Source organism: Cupriavidus sp. MEYA8, from assembly GCF_059278825.1.
This window is the reverse complement of sequence record NZ_CM181221.1, coordinates 3,429,508-3,444,971: the sequence shown is the minus strand read 5'-3', so window position 1 is coordinate 3,444,971 and position 15,464 is coordinate 3,429,508. Positions and strand designations below refer to the sequence as shown.

Here is a 15,464-nt window from a genome sequence, read left to right as displayed (position 1 = left end):
TGAGGCGCCGGGACACGGGCGTATACGTGGGCGTATACCGCGCGCCGTCAGCGCCCGGGCAGGCCTGCAAACGTTAACGCGGCACCTTGAACGCCTTGCGCGCCCGTATCACCTCGGTCCGCGTCGCGCAGCCTTCCTGGTGGTCGTTGACCAGGCCCATTGCCTGCATCAGCGCGTACATGGTGGTCGGTCCGACAAAGCGCCAGCCGCGTTTCTTCAGGTCCTTGGACAGCGCCGTCGACTCGGGCGAGATCGCCATGGTGCGCAGCACCTCGGGCGTCAGCACCTTGGGCCGGCTGGCCAGGTCGGGCTCGAAGCGCCAGAAATAGGCGGCCAGCGACGATTCGGTTTCGAGCAGCTCGCGCGCCCGCTGGGCATTGTTGATGGCGGCCTCGATCTTGCCGCGGTGGCGCACGATGCCGGCATCGCCGAGCAGGCGCTGGATATCGCGCTCGCCGAAGCGCGCCACCTTGTCGATGTCAAAGTTGGCGAAGGCCTTGCGGAAGGCCTCGCGCTTGCGCAGGATGGTCAGCCAGCTCAGGCCCGACTGGAAGCCCTCCAGGCACAGCTTCTCGAACAGGCGCCGGTCATCCGCGACCGGGAAGCCCCACTCGTGGTCGTGGTAATGGCAATAGTCTTCCAGCGTGCCGCACCAGCCGCAGCGCGCCGGCGCTGCCGGGGCGGCCTGCGCTTCCTTCTTGCTTGTCATGCGTAACCTTTCTCCCTTTTGGGTGGATCCGGTGCGGTGGCCGCTCAAGGTGTCGCTCAAGCGGTCGCTCAAGTGTCGCTCAATCCGCTCGCGGCGCGCCGCATTTGCTGCGATCATGCCCGCACCTGAGACATTGCGGAAGGCTGAAAATGGACATGCGATTGACGACCCTGGATGAAGACGGCTGGGAGCTGGATGACGGCGAGTCCATTGCCGCCGCCCATCCCGACACGTTCTGGATTCCGTCCCGTGAGGAACGCGACGCGCTGGTGCCGGGCCAGCAGGTCAAGCTGATCTTCCGCATCCTGGTGGCGGACGAAGACGGCGGCGAAGAGGTCCATGTCGAGCGGATGTGGGTGATCGTGACCGGGCGCGAGGGCAGCCTCTATACCGGCGAACTGGACAACCAGCCGTATTGCACCGACGAGATGGCGCCGGGCATGCCGCTGTGCTTCGAGGCGCGGCATGTGATCAATATTTACCGGGAAGGGGCCGAGGAGAACTGAGCGATCCGCGCCGCAGCGGGCGTCAGAAGCTCGCCGCCAGGCCCAGTGAAACCCCCGACACATTGTTGCCGAACACATAGCGCACCACCGCCCGTATCCGCGTGACAAAGACCTCGTGCGCACTGGTATCCAGCTCCAGCCCGGTGCCAACCGTGGTCAGGTAATTGAAGCCGAGAATGCCTGCCTGGCTGCCGAAATAGTGCGAATGTGATAACTCAAGCACATAGCGCAGGGGCCGGTCCAGCGCGCGCAGGCCTGTCGGTGCCCGCCAGCGCGCCCACAGGTTGGCGGTCTGCGCCGTCGCCGAACCGGTCACCGCGCTTGAGGAGCCGCCGAAGCTCTGCAAATGGATGCTGGTGTAGCGCAGTTCGACGTCGACTTCATAGTTCTCGCGATAGTGCTCCCAGTCCAGCATCAGCGAGCCGCCCAGGCCGTACGCGTTCAGGCTGCCGCCATCGAGGAATTCGATCTGCCGGTCGGTGGCCTGCTCAACCGCGAACTTGCCGATCGACAGGTCGCTCGAGACATTGCCCAGAGAAAAATTGAAGATCGGCCGGATCACCAGTTCCTTGTTGGCGGTGATCGGGAAATCCCAGCCGATGCCGATGGTGCCCGAGAACGTGTTCCACCGGGTCGGGATGGAGCGCGATTCGGTGCCGTTGCTGGCAACAAAGGTGGGGTCGTAGCGGCTGTACGCGATCGCGCCTTCCAGGTAGAGCGGGAATGACTTGCTGATGGTGAAGCCGCCGCCGAGCTGCGACATGACGACGCCGGGGTCGTCGGTGCTGGCGTTGTTGATCGACAGCGAGCTGGAAGTCAGGTCGGGCACCACGGAATATGCCATCAGCGACAGCACCGCGTTTGCGTGCCGCTGCACGTTGGCACCGACCAGTTGCAGCCCGTTGCCGGCGGCCTGGCCGTGCGCGGTCCCCGCGGCCAGCAAGCCGAGCGCAGCCGCCGCGGCGCGCCAGCGGCAAGCGCGGCGCCGGCTGGCGCGAAACCGGTCAGTCGGCAGGCGTACGGACATGGGTATTTCCCCTTGCACACGGCTCACGCGGCGCCGCGTGGCGGCAGCCGTCCGACGCATTCTAGCCACGCGGGCAAGCGTGCGAACGGGGCGCAAAAGTTTTCAGATCGGTTTGCCGAGGCTTTGAATCGGGCGCGGAAGCGGCCAGGCCAGTATCAGGCCGCTGTATGGCGGCGTGGTGTCTGCTGCGCGCACGCATCGCCCGGATCGCACTTTTCTGCCGCAGCGGATGCCGCAGGCGGTGGCGGCCGGTGACGGCCCAGCCACAGCATCAGCGCGCTGCCGGCCCAGCCGGCAACAAACACCGTATCGCCCGCCTGGTTCAGCCACTCGCCGGCATCCGGCTGGCCGGCGAGCGACCACAGCCACTGCGCCGGCAGCCTGGCCGCGATCCACAGCGCGACCGCCGGTGCGCTGCCGTAGACGCCCGGCTGCCACCAATGGGTGGGAAGGGGAAGGCGCCAGCCGGGGCGGCGCAGCGGGTTCGGTACCACGATGTCTCCGGCCACCCGGCACGCTTGGCGTGCTGGCGGCGTCATGCGTTGGCCGAGGGCTTGCCCGGGTACGGCACTTGCCCTCGGCTGCATCATAGGGTGCAGTGCGCGGCGGCGTCCCGGCACGCCTGCGGCGGTGTGTGGCCCAGCCCACGTGGCGCGCGCCGGTTCAGTTTTTTTGCATGAAAGATGCGCAAAAGCGGGGCGTGCCAGGGGCCGATCTTTGCCAAACTCAATAGCAAGCACACAGATCAATGAGCAGAACAATGAGACCCGACGCCATGCTTCCCGCACTGTTTATCTCGCACGGTTCGCCCATGCTCGCCGTCGACCCCGGTCCCACCGGTGCGGCCTTCGATGCACTTGGCGAGCGCCTGCGGGCGCTGCCGCCACGCGCGGTGCTAGTGGTATCGGCGCACTGGATCTACAGCACGCTGGCGGTGAGCAGCCGCGAGCGCCAGGAAGCCTGGCACGACTTCGGCGGCTTCCCGCGCGACCTGTACGCGCTGCGCTACGATGCCCCGGGCTCGCCGGCGCTGGCCGCGCGCGTCAAGGCGCTGGTCGAGGCCGCGGCCATTCCCGGCGCCGGGTTTGTCGGCGAGGACGACGAACGGCCGCTCGACCACGGCGCCTGGATGCCGATGCGGCACTTTTTCCCGGATGCCGACGTACCGGTGGTGCAACTGGCGCTGAATCCTTACCTGCCGCCCGCCCTCCAGATCGAGATCGGCCGTGCGCTGGCGCCGCTGCGCGAGGAAGGCGTGCTGGTGCTGGCTTCGGGCAGCTTTACGCACAACCTGCAGGAAGTGTTCGGCACCGGCGGCCGCCTTGAACAGCACGGGCCGCAGGCCGAGCCCTATGTCGAGGCCTTCCGCGGCTGGATGGGCGACGCGCTGGACGAGGCGCTGGCCACCGGCGACACCGGCCGCATTGCCAACTACCGCGCCGAGGCCCCGTACGCCCGCCGCGCGCACCCGACCGACGAGCACCTGCTGCCGTTCTACGTGGCGCTGGGCGCGGCGCTGGGGCCGCGGAGCGCAGCGGCGGGTACGCCGCCGGCCAGCGTGGCCCGGGTGGCAGACGAGGTTACCTACGGCGTGCTGGCGATGGACAGCTTTGTGTTCGAGGGGATCGGCGCCGGCACGTCGCTGCGCGCGGCCGCCTGAGCTGGCTTCAGCCGCGGCTCAGCGGCCATCCTTGCGCGGCGGCAGGTAGCGCCGCGCCGAGCGCGCGCCCGCCAGCGCGATCCAGCCCATGGTGAGCGCCACCACGGCCAGCCCCATGCGCAGGTCGGCCAGGTGCGCCACGCCGCCGATCAGCACCATGCAGCGCCGACATCACCAAGCGCGGGCGGCTGGCCTCCACCGTGGCGGCTTGCGCGTTCATGGCCATGCCGAAGCCGGCATTGGCCATGCCGAACGCCACCAGCGCGGGCAGCAGCCACCAGAACGAAGGCATGGCCAGGATCGCCACCGTGGCCAGCGGATATCGTGATGCGGGGGCGCGGCCGGCGCGTCGGCCCGGCCGCAAAAGCCCCTATTGTCGTGCATCCGCGCGACCGGGGCATGGCAGCGCTACGGCGCGGCACCCGCCACGCGCAACAGGCCGCGTCGGTGCAGTGCGTAGCCGAACGCCAGCAGCGCGCCCAGCGCCAGCGCCAGCATGACCCACAGCATCAGCCAGTAGCCGCCCGCGGCCCGCCATAGCAGCGCGCCCAGCCACGGCGCGGCGGCCTGCATCAGCAGCACCGGCGTCATCATCAGGCCGTTCAGCGTGGCGTAGTGGTGGCGCGAGATCAGCTCGGGCATGGCCATCGCGCGCAGCATCGTGTTGACGCCGTTGGCGCAGCCATACAGCACCGCGGCCACCATCAGCCAGGCGCCATGGCCCAGCGCGAAGCAAAGCAGTCCAGCGCTCATCAGCAGATAGACCGGCAGCGACAGCCGCACCGGGTGGCGCACTGCCGCGCGCATCATCAGCATGCGGCCCGCAACCTGCGCCGGGCCGATCAGCGCCGCCACCACCAGTTGCTGCGACACCGGCAGGCCCTTCTCGGTCAGCATCGGGATCAGGTGCGCGCCCAGCAGCGAGGCCACCACCGCGGTCGCGGTGAAGGCCAGCACCACGGCCCAGAACACCGGCTGGCGCAGCGTGGTGCGCGCGATGCCGGTGCTGCCCGCGTCGGCGCCTGCGGTCGGCGTGCCGCTGTAGGTGGGATGCGGGGCGTAGCGCATGCGCGCGTGCAGCGGCGCGCAGACCAGCAGGTTAAGCACTGCAAAGCCGACCAGCGTGGGCCGCCAGCCGGCATGCAGCACCAGCCATTGCGCCAGCGGCACGAAGATCGTGCTGGCAAAGCCGGCCATCAGCGTGACGATCATGATCGGCTTCTGGTACTGGTCGCCATAGGCCTGGCGCAGCACCACGAAGGCCGGCTCGTACAGCGTGGTGGCCATGGCCAGCCCGATCGGCACCCACATCAGCAGGAACATCGCGGGGGAGGGCGACCACGCCCACAGCAGCAGCCCCAGGCCGGCCAGCACCGAACCGGCGCCCATCACCCTGCGCGCGGGTGCGCGGTCCAGCAGCCGGCCCACTGCGAACGAGCACATCGCCCACACCAGCAGCCCCAGCGAATAGCCGCCTGCGAGGAATGGCCTGGACCAGCCCGTGCTGCGGATCATCGGCTCGATGAAGACGGTGAAGGCAAAAAACAGCGTGCCCCAGGAGATGGTCTCGGTCAGGCCGAGGATCCAGACCAGCCGGCGTGGCGGCGTGGCCGGCTGCGCGGGGCCGGCGCGTGCCGGGCTGGCGTCTGCGGGAGAATCGGTACTGGCGGCGTCCGTGTCGGAGCTGGCTTCTAGCGATGTCATGGCGGGCCCCGGCGAGGGGTGACGCCATGGCTGGCGGCGCGCGGGACCAGCGGGAAATTGTAGCGATCCTGCGCGCACCCCGCGCATCGGCACGACCTTTGCGGCGCGTTACTGTGCGGTCACCGGCGCAGGCGGACCCTTCAGTTCCACCACGTTGCCGTCCGGGTCGCTGACATAGAGCGACGGGCCCTTGCCTTCGCCCCCGAAGCGCTGCGCGACCTCGCTGGCCTCTACGCCGTGCCCGGACAGCCACGCGCGCAGCGCGGGCTCGTCAAACGGCTCGATGCGCAGGCAGAAATGGTCGAGGTTGCGGCCCTCGGCGCCAGGGCCCGCGCCGCCGGCACGGCCCAGCGGGCCGTCCAGCGAGACCAGGTCGATCAGCGCGCTGCCCGCGCGCAGCTGCGTCAGGCCGAAGTCGGGCTGCTCGCGTTCGACGCTGCAGCCCAGCACGTCGACATAGAACCGGCGCAGCGCGTCGACATCGGCGGTGCGCAGCACCAGGTGGTCGAGATCGAGGATGCGGAACATGGCGGGCATCAGTGGTGCAGGCCGTCGTAGTCGATGACCTTCAGACTGCCCAGGTCGACATTGTCCAGGCAGCGCACGTTCACCGCCGCCATCGGCTTGCCGTCCTTGTCCTGGCCATCGGCATAAGGGCCGCAGCCGCACACCGGGCAGAAGCGGTGCGCGATCTTCATGGTGTTGAAGCGGTACGTCGACGCATTGCTCTCCGGCGTATCCAGCTTGAAGGTGGCGCGTGGCACGAACCACAACAGGTGGCCGCGCCGCCGGCAGATCGAGCAATTGCAGCGGATCACGCTCGGGATGCTTTCGGCCTCGACCTCGAAAGCAATGTTGCCGCAGTGGCAGCTTCCGTGGAACGTCATGTCGTCTCCTTGTACGTCAGTCTGTTGCTGCCGGGAACCGGTGGTGCGCCGCAATATGCCGGCACATTGTTAGCTTTTTGACAGTGTAGCGCCGCTGCGGGTGCCACAATGCCGGCACAACATGACGAGCGGATGTGCGGCCCTCGCACACCCTCCCCACAAAAGGAGACCAGCATGAGCGACACCCACGCGCCCGCGCGCGCGAGCTTCAGCCATATGGAACACGGCACCCGCGAGGACTGGGCCGCGATTTCCGCCGAGTTCATGCCGTATGCGCGGGCGCTGCCCGACCGCGTGCTGGCGCACCTGCGGCTGCTCGATGGCGATTGCGGCGGCTTCCCGGTGGACCGGCTCACGCATTCGCTGCAGACCGCGACGCTGGCGCACCGGGACGGGCAGGATGAGGAATACGTGGTCTGCGCGCTGCTCCACGATATCGGCGATACGCTCGGCAGCTTCAACCATCCCGATATCGCGGCGGCGATCCTGAAGCCCTTTGTCAGCGCAGAGAACCTGTGGATGGTGGAAAAGCATGGCGTGTTCCAGGGCTATTACTTCTTCCATCACCTCGGGCTCGACCGCAACCTGCGCGAGCAGTATCGCAACCAGCCGGAGCTGTTCGAGCGCACTGCCGAGTTCTGCCGCAAGTACGATGCGGCGGCGTTCATGACGGATTACGACACGCTGCCGTTGTCGTTCTTCGAGCCGATGGTGCGTCGGGTGTTGTCGCAGCCGAAAAACTCGATGTATGTGAAGCCGGGGGAAAAGGAGCTGGCGCGGCCGTAGGGCACATTGCGCCTCGTTGACCGATCGTATTTTCCTCTCCCCTCACGGGGAGAGGGGACGAACAGCGCGGAGATTTAAAGGCTCTTGCCTTACGCTGCCCGCTGCGCCGTTTCCGGATGCCTGAACTGCTCCAGCAGTTTTTGCCAGCGCCCACGCACCGCCTTCAGGTTGTTTTCCTTCACGTGCCCGAAGCCCCGGATATCATCCGGCAGGTTGGCCAGCGTCACCGCGGTGTCATAGTTGGCGGCATTCAGTCCCGCCACCAGCTCATCCAGCAAGGCACGGTATTCGCCGATCAGCGCGCGCTCGGTACGGCGTTCCCCGGTCTTGCCAAAGACATCGAACATGCCGCCGCGCAGGCCCTTCATCTTCGCCAGCACGCGGAACAGCGTCATCGTCGACGGACCGAATCTGCGCTTGACCAGATGACCTTTGTCGTCGCGCTTGGCCGTCGTCGGCGGCGCCAGCCAGAAGTTGAGCTGGTAGTCCTTGCCCGGTTCGCCTTCGAACTGCGCGCGCAGCTTGTCGAGGAAGACGGGATCGGTATAGAGCCGCGCCACCTCGTACTCGTCCTTGTACGCCATCAGCTTGGCCAGGTTGCGCGCCGCGGCCTCGGTCAGCGGCAGCGGCTTGCCGCCGCCTGCCAGCGCGCTTTCGGCCGCGCGCACGCGGTCGATGGCTTCGCGGTAGGTGCGCGCGTAGGCGGCGTCCTGGTAGGCCGTCAGGTGTTCCATGCGGCGCGCGACCAGCTTCTCCAGCATCGCCCCGGTCGAGCTTGGCAGCTTGACCACTTCCGCGCCTTCGGCAGTGTTCTGCAGCTTGCCGGTCAGCGACAGCACGTGCTCCGGGTCGTGCGCCATATGGCGGCCCCAGTCGAACGCGGCCTTGTTCTTCTCGACGGCCACGCCGTTGAGTTCGATCGCGCGCTCCAGTGCCTGCAGCGTCAGCGGGATCCAGCCCTTTTGCCACGCGTAGCCGAGCACCAGCGGGTTGGTGTAGATGGCATCGCCCAGCAGCGCCACGGCCAGGCCGCTGGCGTTGATGAAGTCGCACTTCTCGCCGACGGCGTTGCGCACGTCCTGTTCGGCCGACACGCCCGGGAACTGCCACTTGGGGTTCTTGATGAACTCGGCGGTGGGCGTCTGCGCGGTATTGACCACGGCGCGCGTGCGGCCTGCCTGGGTCTTGGAGATGACTTCGTCGGTGGCCGAAACGATGGCATCGCAGCCGATCACCAGGTCGGCTTCTCCCATCGCGATGCGCGTCGCGTGCAGGTCATCGGGGCGCGCGGCCAGCTGCACGTGCGATAGCACCGCGCCGCCTTTCTGCGCCAGGCCCGCCATGTCGAGCACGGTCACGCCCTTGTTTTCCAGGTGCGCCGCCATCCCCAGCAGGCCGCCGATGGTCACCACGCCGGTACCGCCCACGCCCGTCACCAGGATGCCGTAGGCACGGCGGATCGGCGGCAGCTCCGGCGCAGGCAGCGCGGGCAGGCTCTCCATCGACACGCCATGCTGCTCGGGCTTGCGCACCTGCGCGCCTTCGGCCGAGACAAAGCTCGGGCAGAAGCCGTTCAGGCACGAGAAGTCCTTGTTGCACGACGACTGGTTGATCTGGCGCTTGGTGCCGAAATCCGTCTCCAGCGGCTCCACTGACAGGCAGTTCGACTTGACCGAGCAATCGCCGCAGCCTTCGCACACCGCGTCATTGATGAAGACGCGGCGTGCCGGGTCTTCCATCGTGCCGCGCTTGCGGCGGCGGCGCTTTTCGGTGGCGCAGGTCTGGTCGTAGATCAGGATGGTGCAGCCCGGCACTTCGCGCAGCTCGCGCTGCACGCTGTCGAGCTGGTCACGGTGATGGATGTCGATGCCCTGGGGCAGCTTGATCGCCGCGTTGTACTTCTCCGGCTGGTCGCTGACGATGACGATCTTCTTCGCGCCCTCGCTGTGCACCTGCCAGGCGATGTCCTGCACCGACAGCTGGCCGTCCACCGGCTGGCCGCCGGTCATCGCCACCGCGTCGTTGTACAGGATCTTGTAGGTGATGTTGACGCCCGCGGCGATCGACGCGCGGATCGCCAGCAGCCCGGAATGGAAGTAGGTGCCGTCGCCCAGGTTGGCGAACACATGCTTGTCGCCCGCGAACGGCGCCTGGCCGATCCACGCCACGCCTTCGCCGCCCATCTGGCTGAAGGTGCTGGTATTGCGGTCCATCCACACCGTCATGTAGTGGCAGCCGATGCCGGCCAGCGCGCGCGAGCCCTCCGGCACGTTGGTGGAGGTGTTGTGCGGGCAGCCCGAGCAGAACCACGGCTTGCGTTCCGCCGTCACGCGCGGGGTAGCCAACGCCTTTTCCTTGGCCTCGATGATGGCCAGCCGCGCGGTGATGCGCGCGCGCACGTCCATCGGCAGCTCGAACTTGTCCAGCCGCGTGGCGATGGCCTTGGCGATGATCGCGGGCGACAGTTCATAGTGCGCCGGCAGCAGCCAGTTGCTTTGCGGGATCGACCATTCGCCGCCGGCGTTGTCCTTCTCGTCGAACTTGCCGTAGACCCTGGGGCGCACGTCGTCGCGCCAGTTGTACAGCTCTTCCTTGAGCGCGTACTCCATGATCTGGCGCTTTTCTTCGACCACCAGGATTTCCTGCAGGCCCTCGGCAAACGCGCGCGCGCCATGCGCTTCCAGCGGCCAGACGCAGCCGACCTTGTACAGGCGGATGCCGATCTGCGCGCAGGTGGCATCGTCCAGCCCCAGGTCGGCCAGCGCCTGGCGCGTATCCAGGTAGGCCTTGCCGCCGGTCATGATGCCGAAGCGCGCGTGCGGCGAATCGATCTCGATGCGGTCCAGCTTGTTGGCCCGCACATAGGCCAGGCCCGCGTACCACTTGTAGTCGAGCAGGCGCGCTTCCTGTTCCAGCGGCGGATCGGGCCAGCGGATATTCAGGCCGCCCGGCGGCATGATGAAGTCGTCCGGCAGCGCGATCTGCACGCGGTGCGGGTCCAGCTCCACCGAGGCCGACGATTCCACCACGTCGGTCACGCACTTCATCGCCACCCACAGGCCGGAATAGCGGCTCATGGCCCAGCCGTGCAGGCCGTAGTCGAGATATTCCTGCACGTTAGACGGATACAGCACCGGCAGGCCGCAGGCCTTGAAGATGTGCTCGGACTGGTGCGCCAGTGTCGACGACTTGGCCGAATGGTCGTCACCCGCCAGCACCAGCACGCCGCCGTGCTTCGACGAGCCGGCCGAGTTGGCGTGCTTGAACACGTCGCCGGTGCGGTCCACGCCCGGCCCCTTGCCGTACCACATGCCGAATACGCCATCGAATTTGGCGTCGGGGTACATATTGACCTGCTGCGAGCCCCACACCGAGGTCGCGGCGAGATCCTCGTTCAGCCCCGCCTGGAACACGATGTTGTGCGCGGCCAGGTGCTTCTTGGCCTTCCATAGCGACTGGTCCAGCGCGCCCAGCGGCGACCCCCGGTAGCCGGAGATAAAACCGGCGGTGTTCAGCCCGGCGGCGCGATCGCGCTCCTGCTGCAGCATGGGCAGGCGTACCAGCGCCTGCGTGCCGCTGATGTAGATGCGGCCACGCTCCAGCGTGTATTTGTCGTCGAGGGAAACATTAGCGAGCGCGCGGTGGATGGCGTCGCTGACCGGCGGGGTCAGGGGGGCATTCATAGGTGCTCCTCTATGGGGCGTGTTGTCGGGATCACCGACACCTGCAGTTGTGGGCAGTCGCCTCGCGGCCTCTTGTGGAAGCGTTGGGCGGCTGTGTCTCTGCGCGGCATGGTAGCACCGCCGTGCGGTCGGCGGTACCTTGCAGCGCAGCACGAAACGTGCCCATGGCAACGGTGATTTCCCGTATGGACGGGGCTTCGCGTGTACACTGCGTTGCATCGAGAACGCCGGCGATGCCGCCCGCGATCCTCGACGCACCACATCTGCCGCGCCAGCCTGGTGCAACCTGATTTTCGATTGCCCGTCTCATGCACGGGCAAACCAGCGAATACCCGAACATGACCAATTCCCCCCGCCAGGGCACCGCGACCCTGGCCGTGCTGATCGACGCCGACAACGCGGCGCCCGCCATCGTCGAAGGCCTGCTGGCCGAAGTCGCCAAGTACGGCGTCGCGGCCGTCAAACGCATCTACGGCGACTGGACCCGTCCCAACCTGGCCGGCTGGAAAGAGCGGCTGCTGTCGCATTCGATCCAGCCGATCCAGCAGTTCCGCTACACCGTCGGCAAGAACGCCACCGACAGCGCCATGATCATCGACGCCATGGACCTGCTGTACACCGGGCGTTTCGACGGCTTCTGCATCGTCTCCAGCGACAGCGACTTCACCCGGCTGGCCTCGCGCATCCGCGAGCAGGGGCTGATCGTCTACGGCTTCGGCGAGCGCAAGACGCCCAAGCCCTTTGTCACCGCCTGCGACAAGTTCATCTACTCCGACGTGCTGCGCGCCGAAGCCGATACCGAAGGTGCTGACGAAGCCGCCGCGCCGACGCGCAAGCGCAGCACCGGCGAACTGCGCCAGGATTCGCGCCTGGTGCGCCTGCTGCAGAGCGCGGCGCAGGCCGTGTCCGACGAGGACGGCTGGCTGACGCTGGGCAGCATGGGCAACCACATCGCCAAGCAGGCGCCGGAATTCGACTCGCGCAACTATGGCTACGGCAAGCTCTCGGAGCTGGTGGCGGCCACTGGCCTGTTCGAGGTGGAAACGCGCAACGGCGGCAACAACAAGACCATCTGGATCCGGCTGAAGAAGCGCGGCAGGGGCGGCGGCGAGCAGCAACAGCGGCCGTCGCAGCAGCAACCCGCGCCTCAGCCCGAAGCGGCGCGCCGCAATCCCATCCCGGCGCCGGTGGAAAGCCCCGAGCCGGCCCCGGAACCGGCGGCTGTCCAGCCGGCATTCCTGGCCGACGACGCGCCCCCGTTCGTTGCTGCGGATGTCGTGCAGCCCGAGCCGGAACCGGTGCCACCGCTCGAAGCCGCGCCCCAGCCCGATCCCGAGCCCAAGCCCGATGCGGAACCCAAGTCGCGCAGCCGCAAACGCCCGGCGCGCCGTCCGGAAGTGACGCTCAACGAGACGCCGTGGCCGATCGACCAGTCGGTGTTTGCGGCGCCGGGAGCGACGGTGTTGACGGCGACGGTGGGGACGGAGCCGGACGTGGCGGCGGAACAGGAAGGAGTCGTCGAAGTGGTAGCCGAGGCGGTGGCCGAAGCGGCAGCTGCACCGGCGCCGGCACGGAAGCCGCGCAAGCGGCCTAGCAAGAAGACTGCACAAGCCGCGGAGTAACTGAGCGCGGCGGTTTGCTCCCCTCTCCCGCTTCGCAGGGTAGGGGAGCCTGTGCGAGCGGCGTCAGGCAAACAGACGCCACTGCCATATCCCACTTACCGCACCAGCTGATTGATCTCGATAATCGGCATCAACACCGCCAGCACGATCAACAGCACCACCACCCCCATCGTCAGGATCAGCAGCGGCTCCAGCAGGCTGGTCAGGAACAGCGTGCGCCGTTCCAGTTCCTGCGCCTCGCCCTGCGCAGCGCGGTCCAGCATTACCGGCAGATTGCCGGTCGCCTCGCCTGACCGGATCAAATGCACCAGCACCGGCGGAAACTGGTTCTGCGCCGCCAGCGCGCGCGCCAGCGACGCCCCTTCACGCACGCGCGTATTGGCATCCTCCACATTGGCACGCAGCGCCTCGTTGGTCAGTGTCTCGCCGGCCGCCTGCAGGCTGCGCAGGATCGGCACGCCCGCCGACACCAGGATCGCCAGCGTGCCGGCAAAGCGTGCGGTGTTATAGCCGCGGATCAGCTTGCCGAACAGGGGCGCGGTCAGCAGCCACCGGTGCCATTCCAGCCGCACCGCCGGCTGCTTCAGCAGGCTGCGGATCGCCAGCGCAACCACGGCGATGAACGCCAGCGCGGCCCACCACCAGTTGCGCACGAAATCCGACAGCCACAGCATGATGATGGTGAGCGTCGGCAGCTTCTGCTTGGTGTTCGCAAACACGCTCACCACCTGCGGCACCACGTATGACAGCAGGAAGATCACGATCGCGAATGCGACCACCGTGACGATAGCCGGATAGGTGAACGCGAGCCGGATCTTCGACGTCAGCGTATTGCGCGACTCGATATATCCCGCCAGCCGTTCCAGCACCAGCCCGAGATGGCCCGAATGCTCGCCAGCCGAAACCAGCGCGCGGTAGATATCCGGAAAGTCGCGCGGATGCTGCGCCAGCGCCACCGACAGCGAGCTGCCGCCCATCACCTCGGCGCGGATGCCGGCCAGCAGTTCGTGCACATACGGCCGTTCGGCCTGGTCGGCCAGCGCGCCGAGCGCTTCGTCCAGCGGCAGGCCGGCCACGATCAGGCTGGCGAGCTGGCGCGTGAACAACGCCTGCTCCTGCGTCGACAGCTTGCGCGCGAACAGCTGGCTGCCGCTGCGCGGGGCCAGCCCGGCACCGGCCAGCGCATCGACGGTCAGCGGCGTCAGCCCGCGCGCGCGCAGTTGCGAGCGCGCCTGGCGCGGGCTGTCGGCCTCGATGACGCCGCGGTCGGTCTTGCCGGCGGCGTCGGCGGCTTCGTAGCGGAAGGCTGGCATCCGGTGTCTGCTCCGCCTCAGTCGCGCGTCACGCGCAACACTTCCTCAAGCGAGGTCGCGCCGCTGTCGATCCAGCGCTGCGCGTCGCTGCGCATGGTGTGCATGCCATGCGCCAGCGCTACCTGCTTGATCTCCGATTCCGGCGCCTGCCGGTGGATCATGGTGCGGATCTCGTCGCCGACGGTCAGCAGCTCGTAGACGCCCATGCGCCCCTGGTAACCCGACTGTCCGCACTTGTCGCAGCCGACCGGATGCCACACATGCTGCAGCGGCTTGCCCTGCGCCTGCAGCGCTTCGGCATCGGCAGCGGCTACTCCCTCGGGCAGCTCGATCACTTCCTCGCGCTTGCAGTGCGGGCACAGGCGCCGTACCAGCCGCTGCGCCAGCACGCCCAGCAGCGACGACGAGAGCAGGAACGGCTCGATCCCCATGTCGACCAGCCGCGTCACCGCCGAGGCCGAGTCGTTGGTGTGCAGCGTCGCCAGAACCAGGTGGCCGGTCAGCGAGGCCTGCACCGCGATCTGCGCGGTCTCCAGGTCGCGGATCTCGCCGATCATCACCACGTCCGGGTCCTGGCGCAGGATCGCGCGCAGGGCCTTGCCGAAGGTCATGTCGATACGCGCATTGACCTGGGTCTGGCCGATGCCGTCGAGGTCGTACTCGACCGGGTCTTCCACCGTCATGATGTTGGTGGTGCGCGCATCCAGCCGCGACAGCGCGGCATACAGCGTGGTGGTCTTGCCCGAGCCGGTCGGCCCGGTCACCAGCACGATGCCGTGCGGCTGCCGGATCAGGTGGTCGAAGCCGCGCAGCGTGTCGGGCGCCATGCCCAGCCTGGCCAGGTCGAGCCGGCCCGCTTCCTTGTCGAGCAGGCGCAGCACCGCGCGCTCGCCGTGGCCGGTGGGCAGCGTCGACACGCGCACGTCCACCGGCCGCCCGCCCACGCGCAACGTGATGCGGCCGTCCTGCGGCAGGCGCTTCTCGGCGATATCGAGCTGCGCCATGATCTTGATGCGCGAGATCAGCGCGCCGTGCAGCGCCTTCTTCGGCCGCACCACGTCGCGCAGCGTGCCGTCCACGCGGAAGCGCACCACCGACGACGACTCGAACGGCTCGATGTGGATATCCGATGCGCCTTCGCGCGCCGCCTGCGTCAGCAGCGCGTTGATCATGCGGATGATCGGCGCGTCGTCCTCGGACTCGAGCAGGTCTTCCACGGCGGGAATGTCCTGCATCAGGCGCGACAGGTCGACCTCGCCCTCGACTTCGCCCACCACCTGCGCGGCGCTGCCGTCCTGGCGGTTATAGGCATCGGACATGGCGCGCTCGAGCGCCTCGGGCTCCAGCACGCGCAGCCGCAGCGCGCCGTGCACCCGGGCGATTTCCGCCAGGGCGGTCGGGGAGGTGGCGCGGCTGACCCATACCTCCAGTCCGTCGGGGCGCTGGTGCGCGATCAGCAGCGGCGCTTCGCGCGCAAAGCCGTACGGAACCAGCCGCGCCGCCATCGGCGAGGGCGGTTCGAGCGTATCGAGGGGAGGGGTCTGGACTTCGCTCGCCATGGCAGGCC

At 68.0% G+C, this 15,464-nt stretch carries 14 protein-coding genes; 4 read left to right on the top strand and 10 right to left on the bottom strand.

Features of this window, described 5'->3' with window-relative positions:
- Positions 1-73: 73 nt before the first annotated feature.
- On the bottom strand, positions 74-709 hold the full coding sequence (locus AC5WJ1_RS16135) for a DNA-3-methyladenine glycosylase I (protein ID WP_133097756.1): 636 nt from the start codon (positions 707-709) through the stop codon (positions 74-76).
- Positions 710-858: 149 nt separating this feature from the next.
- Here AC5WJ1_RS16135 and AC5WJ1_RS16130 point away from each other — a divergent pair, with 149 nt between their 5' ends.
- Complete coding sequence (locus AC5WJ1_RS16130; RefSeq protein WP_135706095.1) at positions 859-1,215, top strand: DUF2314 domain-containing protein; 357 nt, start codon at positions 859-861, stop codon at positions 1,213-1,215.
- 22 nt (positions 1,216-1,237) lie between these two features.
- Here AC5WJ1_RS16130 and AC5WJ1_RS16125 read toward each other — a convergent pair whose 3' ends face one another.
- Complete coding sequence (locus tag AC5WJ1_RS16125) at positions 1,238-2,242, bottom strand: hypothetical protein (RefSeq protein ID WP_243737060.1); 1,005 nt, start codon at positions 2,240-2,242, stop codon at positions 1,238-1,240.
- 155 nt (positions 2,243-2,397) lie between these two features.
- Positions 2,398-2,736, bottom strand: a complete 339-nt coding sequence (locus AC5WJ1_RS16120) for a hypothetical protein (protein ID WP_371704901.1) — start codon at positions 2,734-2,736, stop codon at positions 2,398-2,400.
- 281 nt (positions 2,737-3,017) lie between these two features.
- Between AC5WJ1_RS16120 and AC5WJ1_RS16115 the strand changes: the two genes are divergently transcribed.
- Positions 3,018-3,902, top strand: a complete 885-nt coding sequence (locus AC5WJ1_RS16115) for a DODA-type extradiol aromatic ring-opening family dioxygenase (protein WP_494476214.1) — start codon at positions 3,018-3,020, stop codon at positions 3,900-3,902.
- Positions 3,903-3,920: 18 nt separating this feature from the next.
- On the opposite strand, the gene AC5WJ1_RS16110 is transcribed toward AC5WJ1_RS16115, so the two are convergent.
- The 4 genes from AC5WJ1_RS16110 to AC5WJ1_RS16095 form a co-directional block, all read right to left on the bottom strand.
- Positions 3,921-4,061, bottom strand: coding sequence for a hypothetical protein (locus AC5WJ1_RS16110; RefSeq protein ID WP_165971588.1), 141 nt, complete (start codon positions 4,059-4,061; stop codon positions 3,921-3,923).
- A 249-nt stretch (positions 4,062-4,310) separates the two neighbouring features.
- The gene (locus tag AC5WJ1_RS16105; RefSeq protein ID WP_494476213.1) at positions 4,311-5,606 is read right to left on the bottom strand and encodes an MFS transporter; all 1,296 of its coding nucleotides are present in this window, start codon (positions 5,604-5,606) and stop codon (positions 4,311-4,313) included.
- 108 nt (positions 5,607-5,714) lie between these two features.
- Complete coding sequence (locus tag AC5WJ1_RS16100; protein ID WP_494476548.1) at positions 5,715-6,134, bottom strand: VOC family protein; 420 nt, start codon at positions 6,132-6,134, stop codon at positions 5,715-5,717.
- An 8-nt stretch (positions 6,135-6,142) separates the two neighbouring features.
- Positions 6,143-6,493 (bottom strand): GFA family protein, encoded by a 351-nt coding sequence (locus tag AC5WJ1_RS16095; RefSeq protein ID WP_195427151.1) that lies wholly within the window; start codon positions 6,491-6,493, stop codon positions 6,143-6,145.
- A gap of 174 nt (positions 6,494-6,667) precedes the next feature.
- On the opposite strand from AC5WJ1_RS16095, the gene AC5WJ1_RS16090 reads away from it, so the two are divergent.
- Positions 6,668-7,279 carry an HD domain-containing protein gene (locus tag AC5WJ1_RS16090; protein ID WP_195427149.1) on the top strand — a complete coding sequence of 204 codons (612 nt, stop codon included), beginning with the start codon at positions 6,668-6,670 and terminating at the stop codon, positions 7,277-7,279.
- A gap of 89 nt (positions 7,280-7,368) precedes the next feature.
- Here AC5WJ1_RS16090 and AC5WJ1_RS16085 read toward each other — a convergent pair whose 3' ends face one another.
- A complete protein-coding gene (locus tag AC5WJ1_RS16085) occupies positions 7,369-10,962 on the bottom strand; it encodes an indolepyruvate ferredoxin oxidoreductase family protein (RefSeq protein WP_135706092.1) in 3,594 nt (1,197 codons plus the stop codon).
- Positions 10,963-11,300: 338 nt separating this feature from the next.
- Here AC5WJ1_RS16085 and AC5WJ1_RS16080 point away from each other — a divergent pair, with 338 nt between their 5' ends.
- On the top strand, positions 11,301-12,584 hold the full coding sequence (locus AC5WJ1_RS16080; RefSeq protein WP_135706091.1) for an NYN domain-containing protein: 1,284 nt from the start codon (positions 11,301-11,303) through the stop codon (positions 12,582-12,584).
- Positions 12,585-12,679: 95 nt separating this feature from the next.
- Here the strand turns inward: AC5WJ1_RS16080 and gspF are convergent, their stop codons facing one another.
- Both gspF and gspE read right to left on the bottom strand, forming a co-directional pair.
- Entirely contained in the window at positions 12,680-13,897 is a 1,218-nt protein-coding gene (gene gspF / locus AC5WJ1_RS16075) for a type II secretion system inner membrane protein GspF (protein ID WP_133097747.1), read from the bottom strand.
- Positions 13,898-13,914: 17 nt separating this feature from the next.
- Positions 13,915-15,456 (bottom strand): type II secretion system ATPase GspE, encoded by a 1,542-nt coding sequence (gene gspE / locus AC5WJ1_RS16070; protein ID WP_195427147.1) that lies wholly within the window; start codon positions 15,454-15,456, stop codon positions 13,915-13,917.
- Positions 15,457-15,464 lie beyond the last annotated feature (8 nt).

What these genes read in the sequence shown, in the direction of transcription:
- AC5WJ1_RS16135 (WP_133097756.1), bottom strand. Translation starts at nt 709, where the DNA reads ATGACAAGCAAGAAGGAAGCGCAGGCCGCCCCGGCAGCGCCGGCGCGC.
- AC5WJ1_RS16130 (WP_135706095.1), top strand. Translation starts at nt 859, where the DNA reads ATGGACATGCGATTGACGACCCTGGATGAAGACGGCTGGGAGCTGGAT.
- AC5WJ1_RS16125 (WP_243737060.1), bottom strand. Translation starts at nt 2,242, where the DNA reads ATGTCCGTACGCCTGCCGACTGACCGGTTTCGCGCCAGCCGGCGCCGC.
- AC5WJ1_RS16115 (WP_494476214.1), top strand. Translation starts at nt 3,018, where the DNA reads ATGCTTCCCGCACTGTTTATCTCGCACGGTTCGCCCATGCTCGCCGTC.
- AC5WJ1_RS16110 (WP_165971588.1), bottom strand. Translation starts at nt 4,061, where the DNA reads ATGGTGCTGATCGGCGGCGTGGCGCACCTGGCCGACCTGCGCATGGGG.
- AC5WJ1_RS16105 (WP_494476213.1), bottom strand. Translation starts at nt 5,606, where the DNA reads ATGACATCGCTAGAAGCCAGCTCCGACACGGACGCCGCCAGTACCGAT.
- AC5WJ1_RS16100 (WP_494476548.1), bottom strand. Translation starts at nt 6,134, where the DNA reads ATGTTCCGCATCCTCGATCTCGACCACCTGGTGCTGCGCACCGCCGAT.
- AC5WJ1_RS16095 (WP_195427151.1), bottom strand. Translation starts at nt 6,493, where the DNA reads ATGACGTTCCACGGAAGCTGCCACTGCGGCAACATTGCTTTCGAGGTC.
- AC5WJ1_RS16090 (WP_195427149.1), top strand. Translation starts at nt 6,668, where the DNA reads ATGAGCGACACCCACGCGCCCGCGCGCGCGAGCTTCAGCCATATGGAA.
- AC5WJ1_RS16085 (WP_135706092.1), bottom strand. Translation starts at nt 10,962, where the DNA reads ATGAATGCCCCCCTGACCCCGCCGGTCAGCGACGCCATCCACCGCGCG.
- AC5WJ1_RS16080 (WP_135706091.1), top strand. Translation starts at nt 11,301, where the DNA reads ATGACCAATTCCCCCCGCCAGGGCACCGCGACCCTGGCCGTGCTGATC.
- gspF (WP_133097747.1), bottom strand. Translation starts at nt 13,897, where the DNA reads ATGCCAGCCTTCCGCTACGAAGCCGCCGACGCCGCCGGCAAGACCGAC.
- gspE (WP_195427147.1), bottom strand. Translation starts at nt 15,456, where the DNA reads ATGGCGAGCGAAGTCCAGACCCCTCCCCTCGATACGCTCGAACCGCCC.